Genomic DNA, 15744 nt, shown 5'->3' on the forward strand with positions numbered 1-15744 from the left:
CCGCCAGCGACAGCCGCTCGACATCGCCGGGCCGCGGTGGATTCACCGCGGCCCGGCGCCTGCGGCCGACGCCGCCGACTGGTCGGTGGGGCCGCACGGTCGTCTCCCGCACTCACGCTCTGACGCGTTCGGTCAGTGCCAGCGGCGACCGGGCCAGGACCAGTGCGGCGGCGCCGAGGACCTCCGCGCGATCGCCAAGTACGCCGCCGGTGACGCGGACGCCGGTGGCCGCGACGGCCAGACTGTGGCGGTTGATGCCCGCGCGGATGGGGTCGAGCAGTACGTCGCCGGCTGCGGCGAGTTCGCCGCCGACGACGACGAGTTGCGGGTTGAGAACGTTGACCACCCAGGAGACGGTCATGCCGATCGCCTCGCCCGCGTCGGCGACCGCGCGCCGGGCGCCGCGGTCACCGGAGTTGACGAGGTCCAGTAGTTGGGCGAACGTTGTCGGTCGGCCGGTGCTGTGTTCGAGCAGTCTGGCCACGGCGACCGGGCTGGCCACCGTCTCCAGGCATCCGCGGTTGCCGCAGCGGCAGATCTGTCCTCTCGGGTCGACGCAGACGTGCCCGATCTCGCCCGCCATGCCCAGCGAGCCCTGGTACGGTTGCCCGCCGACAATCAGGCCGGCGCCTACGCCTGCGGACAGCCGGATGTAGGTCATGTCGTCGACGCCGCGCCCGGCACCGAACACCTTCTCACCGAGGGCGCCCACGTTGGCGTCGTTGGCGAGTTGGATGGGCAGACCCAGCCGGCGTCGCATCTCGGCCGCGGGGGAGATGCCCTGCCAGCCGGGCAGGATCCCGTCGGACTCGACGTCGCCGGTGCGGGTGTTGACGGGCGCGGCCAGGCCCATGCCGACCCCGAGCACCTGCTCCGAGGTCACACCCGCGGTGCGCATCGCCTGCCGGACGAGGTCCCGCGCCAGATCGAGGGTCTGTTCGGGAGCGTCGTCGACCTGCGCGCGTGACCAATCGTCGGCGATCGGATCGCCGGCCAGATCGCAGATCGTGATCCGGACGTGCTGGTGGCCGATGTCGATGCCGACCGCGAACGCGGCGCGCGGCACCAGTGACAGCAGGGTCGGCGGGCGTCCGGTGCCCCGCTGACGACCGTCGTCCGCGGCATCGCGCTCGTGGATCAGATCGACGGCGTCGAGCTCTTCCACGACGGTCGAGACGGTTGCGCGCGATAGCCCGGTTCGGCGGGCGATGTCGGCGCGGCTCGAGGCCGGGTGGCGGTAGATCGACTCGATGACACGCAGCAGGTTCAGGTCTCGAGGAGCCAGCGGGTGCGGTGTCTGCGGTACGGCTGGGGTGGTCACTCGGGGAGCTTAGTTCAATTACGACATTATTTGGGGGTGGAGTACCCCGCGTGGCAGTGGATCTATGCCGCTTCCACTCAGTACTATCGCTGCAAGTCCGACTAATCCTTATTGATATCGTTGACTTTGTACGAAAACCATGCGTAACTTCTTCGCAATGATCGACGTCGGTCAACCGGCATCGTGGGGTGGAGGAGTCCATGGTGAGCTGGCGATATCTGACTGCTCGGATCGCGATCGTCCCTATGGTGGTGTGCCTGTGCACGGTGGCGCCGCTCATGGCCGCGTCCACCAACGCGGTGCGGGCGGCGCCGCGAACACCGATCTACCTGGATCCGTCCTATTCGTTTGCCGAACGCGCCGCCGACCTCGTGGCGAGACTGACGCCGGCGCAGCGCGCCAGTCAACTCGTCTCGAGTCAGGCACCAGCCATCACCAGCGCGCAAAACCCGCTGCTGACCGGATACTTCGGCAACTCGATGACCACGCTGGCCGGTCCCACAAGCCCCGGTGACACAAGCGTCGTCCTCGGCTCCGTCGCCGGCATCGCGGCGGGTACGAAACTGACCATCGGCCCGGTGAGCAAGCCTGAGAGCGTCACGGTCTCCTCGGTGGGTACGGCGGCCCGGACCGCCACAACCCTCGTCGCGGCGGCGGCGCCCGGTGACACCGCGGTCAAGGTGGCATCGGTGGCCAACCTGGTCGCTGGTGAGCGGATCCGCCTCGACGCGGCCGGTGGCGCGAACCAGGAGTTCACCTCGATCCAGGCGGTCGGCACGGCGGGCGCGGACGGCACCGGCGTCACGCTGGGCTCGCCGCTGACCCGCTCGCACGCGAGTGGCGTGGCCGCGCAGGACCTCGGCAGCGGCGTGGCGTTCTCGCCGGCGCTGTCGAAGGGGTACGGGTACGGCGCCGCCGTCACCGTCCTGATCCAGGGCGTCCCCGCGTACGGCTGGTGGAACGAGGCGCTGCACGGGATCAACGCCGAGTCGCTGAACCCGTCGGGCAACGCGGCCACCCTCACGGACACGACTTCCTACCCGATCGACCTGTCCCGGGCGTCGAGCTGGGATCCCGCGCTGACCTACCAGGTCGCCCAGGCGGAGTCGGACGAGGCGCGCGAGATCGTCCGGCAGAACCGGCTCGACCTGGACTTCTACTCGCCCACCGTCAACCTGGCCCGCGATCCCCGATGGGGCCGCAACGACGAGTCGTACGGCGAGGATCCGCTGCTCGAGGCGCAGGTCGCCGGGCAGTTCGTCAACGGCATGGAGGGCAAGGACCAGAACGGAGATCTCCTGCCCGGCGGTGACGGCTTCTACAAGACGACGACCACGCTGAAGCACTACGCGATGAACAACACCGAGGGCACCTCCAACGCCGACCCGAACGGCCGGCTCAACGGGTCGTCGAACGCCGACGAGCGCACGATCCGCGAGTACTACACCATGCCGTTCCGCAAAATCGTCCAGGACGATCAGAACGGCGCGGTGATGAGCTCTTACAACGAGATCAACGGCGTGCCGTCGGCGGCGAACACCTTCCTGAACGACACGCTGATGCGCGAGACGTTCGGCTTTCAGGGATACTTCACCGGCGACTGCGACGCGGTCAACGAGGTCAGCAAGCGGCACCAGTGGCAACCGGACGGGGCCGGGCACCCGGTCACCGACGTCGAGCAGTTCGCCTACACGCTCGGCTCGGGTGAGGACGCCGAATGCAACGCCGGCTACACCGACGGCACCGGAAGCAGCTACCGGGGCCCGACGTCGCCGTCGACGACCGCGGGCGGTGCGATGAACGCGCTGGGCATGCAGATCACGACGCCGACCGGCCTGACCACGGTCAACGACCTCGACGTGTCCGCGACCCGGCTGTTCACCAACCGGATGAAGCTCGGCGAGTTCGACCCGAACAGCAAGGTGCCGTGGCTGACCCAGGCCGTCGCGCGTGACCAGTCCTACGGCGTGTATCCATGGAACAACGCGACGGCCCCCACCGAAACCTCGGCGCGGCTGGACCTGGCGCGCGAGTCGGCCGACGCGTCGCTCGTGCTGTTGAAGAACTCCGCGACCACCCGCAAGGACGGCTCGACCGGGAAGCTGTTGCCGATGTCGGTGCCGGCCAGCGGCTCGTTCAAGGTGCTCGTGCTCGGCTCGTACGCCAACAACTCAAACTTCTACCTGGGCGGCTATTCCTCGATTCAGAACGCGGCCGGCCAGGCCAACGAGGTGACACCGTACGCGGGCATCAAGGCCGCGATCCAGGCGGTCAACCCGTCGGCGCAGGTGGACTACCTCAAGGGCTTCACGGGTACCGGTACCAACGCCGGCAACTGCTGCACGGCGATCGACCCGGCGGCCGTCGCCGCGGCGGCGGACTACGACTACGTCATCGTGTACGCGGGCATGGACTCCACCTCCTCGAACGGCACCACCGGCACCGAGGACCGCGACCGCAGCTCGCTGGCGCTGCCCGGCCTGCAGGGGCAGCTGATCAGCCAGGTCTCCGCGGTCAACCCGGACACCATCGGCGTGATGGAGACGATCGGCGCCCAGGACGTGTCGTCCTTCGAGTCGACAACTCCGGCGATCCTGTGGAGTTCGTTCAACGGCATGCGCAAGGGCGACGCCCTGGCCGACGTGCTGCTGGGCAAGTACAACCCGAGCGGCCGCACGCCGGAGACCTGGTACCAGAGCGTGAACCAGCTCCCGAGCACCTCCAGCTACACGCTGCGGCCCGTCGGTCCCAACGGTCGGACCTACATGTACTTCAACGGCCCGGTCTCCTACCCGTTCGGCTACGGGCTGAGCTACACGAACTTCGACTTTTCGAACCTGCGCATCTCCGACCGCACGCCCAACGCCGATGGCACGATCAACGTCAGCGTCGACGTCAAAAACACCGGCTCGCGCGACGGCAACGAGGTCGTGCAGCTGTACGTGAACACGCCGAACGCGGACCCGTCCCTGGAGCGGCCCATCAAGCGGCTCGAAGGCTTCCAGAAGGTCTCCGTCCCGGCCGGGCACACCAAGCGGGTGACCCTGCCGATCAAGATCGCCGATTTGGCCTTCTACAACGAGAAGGACCAGCGCTTCGAGGTCGACCCGGGCGCGTACGGCATCCAGCTGAGCACCTCCAGCGCGGACAGCGACATCCAGGCGCAGGGCACGATCAACGTGAAAGGCGCGCTCACCCCGAAGCCGAGCGTCCTCACGGCGCAACCGCGCATCATGACCACCGACGACGCCCGCGGCATCTCGCAGCGGGTGATGTTCCCCGAAGGGGTCACGATCGATCCGGGCCTGACCGTCGCGATGAACGATGACAGCCTCTCCGGCTGGATCGCGCCGGGGCAGAGCAAGTCTTTCCCGGCCGGGATGACTTTCAGCTACTCCAGTGACCGGCCGCAGGTCGTCTCGGTCGACCACAACGGGAAGATCCGCACCGTGGCCAACGGGGCGGCGACGGTCACCGCGACGGTGCGCTACAAGGGCAAGAGCGCCAGCACCTCCTTCGTCGTGCGGGTGCTGTCCGACCTGAACGGCCTAAAGGTCAACGGGCAGCAACTGGCGGGCTTCAACCCCGACGTGACCGACTACGACGTCGTCGTCCCGAACGGGGTGAGCGCGGCGCCCCAGATCAGCGCGACCGGGTCCACCGGCAAGGTCTCGATCACCCAGGCGACCTCGGTGCCGGGCGTGGCGACGGTGACCTCAACCGGGCCGGACGGGATCGTCGCGAAATACCAGATCAACTTCGCGAGGCAGGGGTCGAGCGACGAATTCGACAGCTCGACGCTCGGGTCGCAGTGGCACTGGGTTCGCGAAGCACCGGCAGACTGGAGCCTGTCGACGAACCCGGGCTCGCTGACCATCACGCCGAAGACCGGCGACCTGACCACCACGACGAACACCGCACAGAACATCCTGCTCCAGCCCGCGCTCGGGGACTGGACGCAGACGACCAAGCTCGCCTTCAACCACCGCCCGAACGCGGCGACCCAGCAGGGCGGCATCATCGCCTACCAGGACGACGACAACTACCTCAAGTTCGACCTCGAGGCGACCTCGCCCACGAACATCCAGTTCAACACGGCGCTGGAGGACAACCTCAACGGCGTCCAGGTCACACAGACGCTGAACACCCTCAACGCCAACGCGATCCTGCCCGCCGACAACACCATCTGGCTGCGGATGAGCAAGAGCGGCGCGCACTACTCCACGTCGTACTCCCTCGATGGGACGACGTGGGTGCCGGTCTGGACCACGGGAGCGACCCTGAACAACCCGCAGGTCGGGCTGTTCGCGTTCAACCGCGCCGGCGCCACCACCGACCTCCAGGTCGGATTCGACTCCTTCCACGTCGACGCGAGCCCGCCCGCGCCGACTTCCGGACCGAGGACCACCGCGTCGCTGGCCCCGCACGCCAACAGCGCCGGCTGGAACCGCGCCGCGCCGACCGTGACGCTGACCGGCACCGACAGGTCGAACTGGGGCCTCGCCTCGACCGAGTACAACCTCGACGGCGGCGGCTGGCAGACCTACTCGGCACCGGTCACCGTCACCGGCGACGGGGTCCACACGCTGATGTACCGCTCGACGGACAACGCCGGCAACGTCGAGCCGGCGAACACGCTCACGGTTCGCGTCGACACGGCCACACCGCAGGTCGCGTATACCGGCAACTCGGGCAGCTACGCCATCGACCAGGCCGTGCAGATCCACTGCGCCGCGACCGATCCCGGCGGCTCGGGGGTCGCGAAGACCACCTGCGCGGACCTCAGGGGGCCGGCCTACACGTTCGGGCTCGGCACCCACCGGTACGGCGCGACGGCGACCGACACCGCGGGCAATACCGGGACGGGCTCGACCGGGTTCACCGTGACCGTGACATACCCGTCGGTGGAGCACCTGGTGCGGGAATTCAGCACCAGACCAAGCGTCGCCAGCGACCTGAACGACGAACTCAACGCGGCCGCCGCCAGCACGGGCAAGAAGGCCCGCGACCACCTGAGCGCGTTCATCAACCAGGTCCACGCGCAGACCGGCAAGGCGCTGACCGCCAACCAAGCCAAGGTGTTGACCCAGTCGGCGCAGGCGCTCGAGTAACGACACCTCAGTTCGGGATCGCGTGCGTGCATCGTGTCACGCACGCGATCCCCGTCTGCCCCCACGTCAACGGGGCTCGCGACCCTTCGACCCCATGTGCCATACAGGAGGCGCACCGGTGAGGAAAACATTACGCAGACTCGTCGCGGTTGTCGGCGCGTTTGCCAGCGCTCTCGCGTTGACCACGCTGACTCGCGTGGACAGCGCGTCGGCCGTCGATTATTCTCTGCCGTCACTGTGGCAGTCCTATCAGGATGACTTCACCATGGGCACGTTCGGTGGGTGGAGCAGCCAGCAGGCGCTGTACGACTACCGGTCCAACAGCCTGCCCAACGAACTCAAGCTGGACAGCCAGATCGGCACGAGCAACACCAACAGCCTGTCCCGCCAGGCGTACGTGGCCGCCGTGAACCAGATCAACGCGGACCCGACCCTCGACGACGCGGCGAAGGCCGCCGCCATCGAGCAGGCCAACGAAAACATCGTCCTGCAGCCGACGACCGGTGCGAATCAGGCCGAGGGCATCCTGAAGGCGATCGAGGCGTACAACGCGGCCAACAACCTGCCGGAAGACCAGAAGAAAATCGTGCGCGCGCACGTGCTCGCGTGGCACGGCGGCCAGCAGCCGAACTGGTTCTTCACCAACGGCTTTGTCTACAACGCGGCCGACCCGGACTGGGCCAGCCCCGACACGATGCTCAAGCGGCTGGACAACTACATCCACCTCATGATGGACAAGTACGCCAAGTACTCCGACATCATCGTCTCCTGGGACGTGGTCAACGAGGCCGTCGACGACTACACCGGCCAGATCCGCAACGCCGACGACCCGCAGGTCAGCCAGTGGGGCCGCATCTTCCGCCGGCCCGACCTCGACGGCGACCCCGACGCCCGGCTGTACGCGGAGTCGGCGTGGGTGCGGCAGGCGTTCGAGTCGGCGCGCACGTGGTCGAACGCGGCGGGCGTGCACTGGAAGCTCTACTACAACGACTTCCAGGACTCGAACAAGTTGTACGAGCCAAAGATGAGCCAGACCATCAAGATGCTCAAACCCATCCACGACGCGGGCAACATCGACGGCTACGGCATGCAGGGCCGCCTCGCCTGGGCGTACCCGTCCATCGCCCAGCTCAAGACGCAGATCGACGCCGGCCTCACGGTCGCCAACGAGATCTCGATCACCGAGTCGGACATCCGTAGTGACCTCGAACCCAACCCGGACTACGACCCGACCCAGCCCACCCGCCGGGTGACCGAGGCCGACGCCGCCGACCCGGCCCACGAGTGGCCGAACTACGGCTCGTGCTCGTGGGAGCAGCGCTCGGCGGCCAACGGCAACACCTTCGACGTGTGCAACTCACCGGTCCGCCGGATCCCCGCCTGGGGCACCGGGGCCAACAACGACCTGGCCAACAGCCCGGACATCATGCGCAAGCAGGCGGACTTCGCGGCCGACTGGATGGACCTGCTGCTGTCGTACAAGGGCAAGATCGTCATCGACGACTGGGATGGCACGTCGGACTCCAACACGTTCAACCGCACCGACGGTGCCCAGCTGTGGTCCGGCCTTCCGGGCAACCCGGAGAAGTACTCGTTCTTCGCGGTCATCGGTGCCCCGGCGAGGGAGAAGCTGCGCGATGCGATCGCGCAGGCCGACGCGCTGGACCAGCACGCGTTCACGGCCGACAGTTGGCAGCGCGTGTCCGACGCGCGTGCGGCCGCCGCGGCCCTGGTCGACGTGCGCATCTACACGATCGACGGGGTCAACGCGGTGAAGAACGCCACCACCGCGCTGACCGACGCGATCGGCCGCCTCGAGCGGCCCTTCACGCACACCGGCGGCGATCCGACCATCTCCGGTCCGGTGAAGGTCGGTGCCACCCTGACGGCCCACCCGGGGGACTGGGAGCCGCAGCCGGTGACGCTGTCGTACCAGTGGTACCGGTCGGGGCAGGCGATCGACGGCGCCACCGGCTCGAGCTACCCGCTGGTCGACGCCGACGAGGGCCAACGGATCTCCGTCGCGGTCACCGGCACGAAGCCCGGATACGCATCGGTGACCGAGAAGTCGAAGGAGACCGAGGCGGTGGTGCGCCTCGCCCCGGGGCCGATCGTGGACACCGTGACCAGCGCGCTCGGTGCCGCCGGCAACAACGTGGCGACCGCCACGGTGAGCGCGGAGGCGGGCGACCTGCTCGTCGCGTACGTCGCCTCGGACTCGCCGCAGGCCGGCGGCCAGACCTCGACGGTCTCCGGCGCCGGTCTGACCTGGACGCTGGCCGGACGGGCCAACGGGGCGTCCGGCGACGCCGAGGTCTGGACGGCACGGGCGACGACGGCGCTGGACCGGGCGAAGATCACCGCCAAGGGAAGGTTGAAGAACTGGGACGAGTCCATCACCGTGATCGGGTACCAGCATGCGAGCGGGATCGGCGCGGTCGTCACGGCCAGCTCCGACCGTGGGGCCCCCCGGGCGACGCTGACCACCACGGCACCCAATTCGTGGGTCTTCGCCAGCGGCGACGACTGGCTCTCCCCGGTGCACCGCACCGTCGGCGCGGGCCAGACGCTGGTCAACGAGTCGTTCCCGAAGGTGGGGGACACCTACTGGGTCCAGTCGACGACCGCGCCGACGGCCACCGCGGGTACGGCGGTGACCATCAACGACACGGCGCCCAAGAAGGACCCGTACAACCTGGTGCTCGTCGAGCTCCTCTGGTGACGCCCGGGGAATCATCGGGCTGACCGATCGCATCCCGCGTTGGGGAGAGCCGCCGCCAAGCGGCTTTCCCCAACGCGCCGGTCGGATCGCCGCGCCGAGGTGTGCGGCCCGTGGCGGCAATACATTCGCGGCCTCCGTCGGCGGTGCGGCTCGCCGGAGCCCATCTCGAAACGCGGTCGCCGTGCGCGGGCCGCGTTCCGATGTGCTGCGCAGAATTGGCCATGCGTTGAGAACGCTAACATTTTCCCGATGGTGCAATTTCGATTGCCCTTCTTGAGCGAGATTCAACGGCTGAGCTGGCAGTTCATGAGCGTAACCGGCTTCGATGGTCTCCGCGCTGGCGCTCTTGACTCGCGAAAAAGTGAACGCTCACAATCGTCGGTATGCGATGTCATGAGCGCTTCGTGAGGAGTACCCGGCGATGAAGAGATCCCGTGCGTGGCGCCTTCTGGTCCCGTTAGTGGCCGTCGGCGCACTGATTCTGGGGGGCCTGGCGCCCGCCTCCGCGTCACCGGTGTCGGACAACGGAAACGGCACGTACTCCAACCCGGTGATCTTCGCCGACGTGCCGGATACCGACGTGGCCTTCGACGGCCACGCCTACTACATGGTCAGCACGACCATGCACATGGAACCCAGCGTGCCGATCATGAAGTCGACCGACCTGGTCAACTGGTCGATCGTCGACTACACCGCCCCGATCCTGGCCGACACGGACGCACTGGCCCTGCGCAACGGCCAGAACGCCTACAGCGACGGCACCTGGGCGGCGAGCATCCGATTCCACAACGGCACGTACTACATCTCCGTCGGGAGCCTGACCACCGGCAAGACCTACATCTACTCCACTCCCAGCATCGAGAACGGCCCCTGGACCACCTCGGTGCTCGACGGCTACGACCACGATCAGTCCCTGCTGTTCGACGGGGACAAGATGTATCTGGTCTACGGCTCCGGGCAGGTCATCCTGCGGCAACTGCAGCAGAACACGGACGGCACGGTCAGCTACGCCGGCAACGCCGTCACGCTGGTGAACAACTCCAACGTCGCCATGAGCGGCGGGCTCAACGCCGAAGGCTCCCACGCCTACAAGATCGGTAACTACTACTACGTCTTCCAGATCGAGTGGCCGACCGGGGGCATCCGGCAGGAGGTCGCCTGGCGGTCGACGTCGCTGACACCGCAATCGCAGGGCGGGGACTGGGAAGGCAAGGTCGTCTTCAGCCAGAAGGCCACCGTCCAGGGCCAGGCCGGCGACGGCGCGGCCCAGGGCGGCGTCGTCCAGGGTGCCGACGGCAACTGGTACGCGATGCTGTTCCAGGACGAAGGACCAGTCGGGCGATCCCCGCAACTCGCGGACGTCACCTGGTCGGCCGACGGCTGGCCGCAATACACCCTGTCGAGCACGATGAACATTCCCGGCGGCGGCACGCCCTCGAGCCCCACGGACATCGTGACCTCCGACGAGTTCGCCAACGGCAGCACGAAGGCGGGCTACTGGAACACCACCAATGCCAGCGCGCTGACGGCCACGCCGGAGGATGCCAACAACGGCTCCAACCTCAAGCTGCAGTGGCAGTGGAACCACAACCCGGACAACAGGTACTGGTCGTTGACCGCGCGACCCGGATACCTGCGCCTGACGACGGGAAGCCTGGCGACGGGGATCCTGAACGCGCGCAACACCCTCACCCAGCGCACCTACGGCCCCACCAGCTCGGGCGCCGTCGCGATGGACGTGTCGCACATGCGCGACGGGGACGTCGCCGGCCTGGCGGCCTTCCAGCTGAAGTACGGGTATGTGGGCGTCACCATGTCCAACGGCGCCAAGCATCTCGTGATGCAGCGGGCGAACAGCGACGGCACGGTGGCCTCGACCAGCACCCCGGTGCCGCTGAGCGCGACCACGGTGTACCTGAAGGTGGACACCAACTACAAGAACTTCGCGAACACCGCGTCGTTCTACTACTCGCTCGACGGATCATCCTGGACCAAAATCGGCGACAACCTCGCCATGGAGTACACGATCCCGCACTTCATGGGGTACCGCTTCGGGCTGTTCAACTACGCGACGACGACGACCGGCGGGTACGTCGACTTCGACTACTTCCACGCCAGCGACCAGATCGGTCAGGGCGTCGTCACGACCAACCCCTGCGTCACCACCGGCGAGATCATCGGTAACGGTGGCTTCGAGGCGGGGACGCTGTCGCCGTGGACGGGTAACGGCGCACAGCTGGCGCTGACGACCGCGGACAAGGCGGCCGGAACCTCGAGTGGGTATGTCACCGGGCGCGCGCACACCGGTGACGGTCCGTCGCAGAGTGTGGCGAACAAGCTGACGGCCGGGGCTACCTACGCGGTGTCGGCGAAGGTGAAGTACACGACGGGTCCGGCGACCAAGCAGTTCAACGTCACCGTTCAGGACGGCAATTTCAAGGCGTACATCATGGCGAGTGCGACCGTGACGAAGGGCCAGTGGGCGACGATCTCCGGGTCCTACACGGTGCCGACCAGTGGTCTGGACCTGTCGACGGCGAGGGTGTTCGTCGAGACGGTGTACACGGGCACTCCGGATGCCACCAACGACCTGATGAACTTCTGGGCCGACGACGTCTCCGTGAGCGGGCCGTCGACCTCCACGTTCAACGGCGGCCTGCTCGGCAACGGCGGCTTCGAGACGGGGACGCTGTCGCCGTGGACGGGTAACGGCGCACAACTCGCGCTGACCACCGCCGACAAGGCCGACGGCGGGTGCAGCGGGTATGTCACCGGGCGCGCGCACACCGGCGACGGCCCGTCGCAGAGTGTGGCGAACAAGCTGACGGCCGGGGCGACCTACGCGGTGTCGGCGAAGGTGAAGTACACGACGGGTCCGGCGACCAAGCAGTTCAACGTCACGGTCCAGGACGGCAATTTCAAGGCGTACATCATGGCGAGTGCGACCGTGACGAAGGGCCAGTGGGCGACGATCTCCGGGTCCTACACGGTGCCGACCAGTGGTCTGGACCTGTCGACGGCGAGGGTGTTCGTCGAGACGGTGTACACGGGCACTCCGGATGCCACCAACGACCTGATGAACTTCTGGGCCGACGACGTCTCCGTGACCGCCTCGACCACGAGCACGCACCCCAAGGGGACGGCCGCTCCCGCCAAGACGGTCGGCAATTCGAACCCGCTGATGGACTACGAGTACGGGGCCGACCCCTTTGCGCTGGTCTACAACGGGCGCGTGTACGAGTACATGACGGGCGACGGGGAGCAGATCGACTCGTCCGGCAACGTGGTGCAGACCTACGAGACCGATGCCAGCGGCAACATCAAGGACAACTCGTACAGCAAGATCCAGACCATAGCGGTGATCTCGTCCGCGGACATGGTCAACTGGACCAACGAGGGCCAGATCAAGGTGGCCGGGCAGTTCGGGGCCGCGACATGGGCGGCGAACTCCTGGGCCCCGGCGGTCGCGCACAAGGTGATCGACGGCAAGGACAAGTTCTTCCTGTACTTCGCGAACAGTGCCGGTGGTATCGGGGTGCTGCAGGCCGACTCGCCCGTCGGACCGTGGACGGACCCGATCCACAAGGCGCTGGTGACCCCGTCGACGCCGGGCGCCGCGAACGTGACCTGGCTGTTCGACCCGGCCGTGCTCACCGATGACGACGGCACGTCGTACCTGTACTTCGGCGGCGGTGTGCCCAGCACCAACGGCACGTCGACGGCGGCGCAGGAGGACCACCCGCAGACCGCGCGGGTGATCAAGCTCGGCGACGACATGATCAGCACTGTCGGGTCCGCGGCGATGATCGACGCACCGGCGATGTTCGAGGACTCGGGCATCAACAAGATCGGCGACAAGTACTACTACAGCTACTGCACGAACTTCTCGCACGACAGCGTGATCGATGGGCACACCATCGGCAACGGGAACATCGCCTACATGACCTCGGACAGCCCGATGGGGCCGTTCACCTATCAGGGCGAGATCCTCAGCAACCCGGGGGCGTTCTTCGGTGTCGGCGGGAACAACCACCACGCCATGTTCCAGTTCAACAACCAGTGGTACATCACTTACCATTCCCAGACCGTTCAGTCCGCGCTCGTTGCCGGCGGGTCACTCGACAAGGCCCACGGTTACCGGACGACGCAGATTGACAAGGTCACCATCAACGGCGACGGCACTATCAAGCCGATCACCGGGACCTACCAGGGAATCTCGCAGCTGAACGCGCTCGACCCGTACCAGCGGACCGAGGCGGAGACCATCGCCTGGGACTCGGGTGTCCAGGACGCCTACGACCCATCCTCCGGCGTCCGGGTCGCCCCGGTTGGATCGGACAGCTCCGGCGGCCAGAAGCTCACCAACATCAACAACGGTGAGTGGACCTCGTTGTCCGGGGTGGACTTCGGCAGCGAGGGCTCAAGCGGCGCCACCGGCTTCACCGCCTCGGTGCTGCCCAAGGCCGGCGGGCAGATCCAGATCCGCCTGGACAGCCCGGACACCTCCAGCGACGCCAACCTCATCGGTACCGTGACCGTGCCGGCGTCCTCGGCGGGAACCTGGCAGACCGTCAGCACGACGCTGGCCAAGACGGTGACCGGCGTCCATCGCGTGTTCTTCACGTTCGCCGGTTCCGGCACGAACGAGTTGTTCGACGTCGACGACTGGCAGTTCACCAAGCCCGCTGGCCCGGTCATTTCGTCCGTGTCAGTGAACCAGGGCGATGTGGTGTCGGGGACCAAGTCGTTCACGGTGGATCTGGCGGGACAGGCCGCGGATGTCTCCTACACCTACCTCGAGTTGAACCGCAACGGCGTGTGGGTCACGGACAACACCACGGCGGCGGCCAAGGCGCTGGGCAGCACCAACTCCGGCCTGTCGCCGAAGCTCGTGGTGAATTCGGCGACCCTGCCCAACGGCAGTTACGGCCTGAAGATCGACGCGGTAGGCGCCGACGGCACGACGACCGAGAAGCAGATCACCTTCTCGATCAACAATGCTCCCGGCGTGACATTCGTGACCCCGACCGGCGGTGCCTCGGTGTCGGGCACGGTGCCGGTCCAGGTCGCGCTGTCGTCCGGTCAGGGCCTGCAGGCCTACGACCTGCGCGTGGATTCGGTCGGCCTGCAGTACGCCTACCAGCCGAAGGCAGGCACGCAGACCTATTCGCTGGACACGACGACGTTGTCCAACGGCACGCACACGCTGTTGGCGACGGCCACGGACACGTCCGGGAACAAGACGACGGTGACCGAGAAGATCACGGTCAACAACGCCCCCGCGTTGACATTCCTGGCCCCGGGCGCCAGCGGGACCGTATCGGGTTCCGTGCCCGTGCGGGTGGCGCTGTCGGGTCAGGGGCTGCAGGCCTACAACCTGCGGATCGACTCGGCGGGTCTGCAGTACGGCAATCAACCCGGCATCGGGACCCAGACGTACCAGCTGGACACGACCACGTTGACCAACGGGATCCACACGCTCGTGGCGACAGCCACCGACTCGGTGGGCAACAAGTCAACGATCACCGAGAGGGTCACCGTCAGCAACCCCGCGCAGGATCACTGAAAGGCAGCGAGCGCCCAACGCACGTCCTGTGATGGCTCCCCGGAGGCGGATCGCTTCCGGGGAGCCGGTCGGCGCAGCAGGCCCAGCCGCCAGGCAGACTGTTGTAGTCGCCGCCCGCGTCGGACGCGTGACTGGCACGGACAGCGCATGGGTTCAACGGCTCACTTCGGAAGTGCGATGTGGGTTCAAGCTCGGCATCCGTGATGCCGCGGCGATCTGCGTCCACCGCTGGGGGCGGCCGACCTCACCGACCTGTTCGCCGCGCCCATCTGAGCGAGCATTCCTATCCTCATCCGCCACCTGATGGCGGTTCGTCTAGTACTCCAGCCCGGGATCGTTATGAAGACGGTCGTCGATGGGCGTCGTGCGGGGGTCAGCTGTTGATCTGGTCGAGGACGTATCGGCTGTTATCGTCCAGGGAGTTGATCGCGTCGATCGTGATGTGGCTGGTCGTGAGCGGCGGGTACTCGGTTCGCATGCGTTCGACGTGGTCCCAGCCGATTTCGTGCCAGCCGGGGATGTTTCGCTTGCGGCCGACAACCCGTGAGCGGTGCAGGTCGATGTCGGTGCAGACGCACTCAACGATGATCAGGCGGGCGCCGTAGCGTGCTACGTCGTCGTGCCATCGGGCGGCAACATCGTCGTTGATCAGGCAGTCGAGGACCGCGGACTGGTCGAGTGTCAGTTGCCGGGTGATGAGCGTGTGCAGCAGGTTGTAGTACATGGCGAGGTAGGTCGGGCGGTCCAGCCGGTCCAGTGCGCCGTAGGGCTTGAGGGCTCCCATCAGCCAATCGCCGGCGAACGCCGGGGCCTGGATCGCTCGGGCGACCTGCTCGGCGAGAGTGGACTTGCCCGTTCCCGGCAGTCCGGTGAAGACGACCACACTGTTCGGCTTCGGCTCCTGCACGGGGTGTGGGTTCCTTCCTGCGCTGGGGTTACGGCGTGTCGGTCCGGCCACGAGACAGCCGCCGCATGATTATGCACTGTTTGTGAGGACAGATGAAGATCAGGCGACGGCCGCTGG

Annotated in this window: 5 protein-coding genes; 3 read left to right on the forward strand and 2 right to left on the reverse strand. The window is 67.1% G+C overall.

Features of this window, described 5'->3' with window-relative positions:
- Positions 1–112: 112 nt before the first annotated feature.
- Positions 113–1321 (reverse strand): ROK family transcriptional regulator, encoded by a 1209-nt coding sequence (locus ABEA87_RS15795; RefSeq protein ID WP_345630254.1) that lies wholly within the window; start codon positions 1319–1321, stop codon positions 113–115.
- A gap of 203 nt (positions 1322–1524) precedes the next feature.
- Between ABEA87_RS15795 and ABEA87_RS15800 the strand changes: the two genes are divergently transcribed.
- The 3 genes from ABEA87_RS15800 to ABEA87_RS15810 all read left to right on the forward strand — a co-directional run bounded on the left by ABEA87_RS15800 (position 1525) and on the right by ABEA87_RS15810 (position 14720).
- A complete protein-coding gene (locus tag ABEA87_RS15800; protein WP_345630256.1) occupies positions 1525–6432 on the forward strand; it encodes a glycoside hydrolase family 3 C-terminal domain-containing protein in 4908 nt (1635 codons plus the stop codon).
- A gap of 196 nt (positions 6433–6628) precedes the next feature.
- The gene (locus tag ABEA87_RS15805; protein WP_345630258.1) at positions 6629–9154 is read left to right on the forward strand and encodes an endo-1,4-beta-xylanase; all 2526 of its coding nucleotides are present in this window, start codon (positions 6629–6631) and stop codon (positions 9152–9154) included.
- A gap of 421 nt (positions 9155–9575) precedes the next feature.
- Positions 9576–14720, forward strand: coding sequence for a family 43 glycosylhydrolase (locus ABEA87_RS15810; RefSeq protein WP_345630260.1), 5145 nt, complete (start codon positions 9576–9578; stop codon positions 14718–14720).
- Positions 14721–15093: 373 nt separating this feature from the next.
- Here ABEA87_RS15810 and ABEA87_RS15815 read toward each other — a convergent pair whose 3' ends face one another.
- Positions 15094–15627 (reverse strand): AAA family ATPase, encoded by a 534-nt coding sequence (locus ABEA87_RS15815; RefSeq protein WP_345630262.1) that lies wholly within the window; start codon positions 15625–15627, stop codon positions 15094–15096.
- Positions 15628–15744: the final 117 nt, after the last annotated feature.

The organism is Rugosimonospora acidiphila, assembly GCF_039543385.1.
Classification (GTDB): domain Bacteria; phylum Actinomycetota; class Actinomycetes; order Mycobacteriales; family Micromonosporaceae; genus Rugosimonospora; species Rugosimonospora acidiphila.

Coding starts and splice junctions, on each gene's coding strand:
- ABEA87_RS15810 (WP_345630260.1), top strand. CDS start 9,576: ATGAAGAGATCCCGTGCGTGGCGCCTTCTGGTCCCGTTAGTGGCCGTC.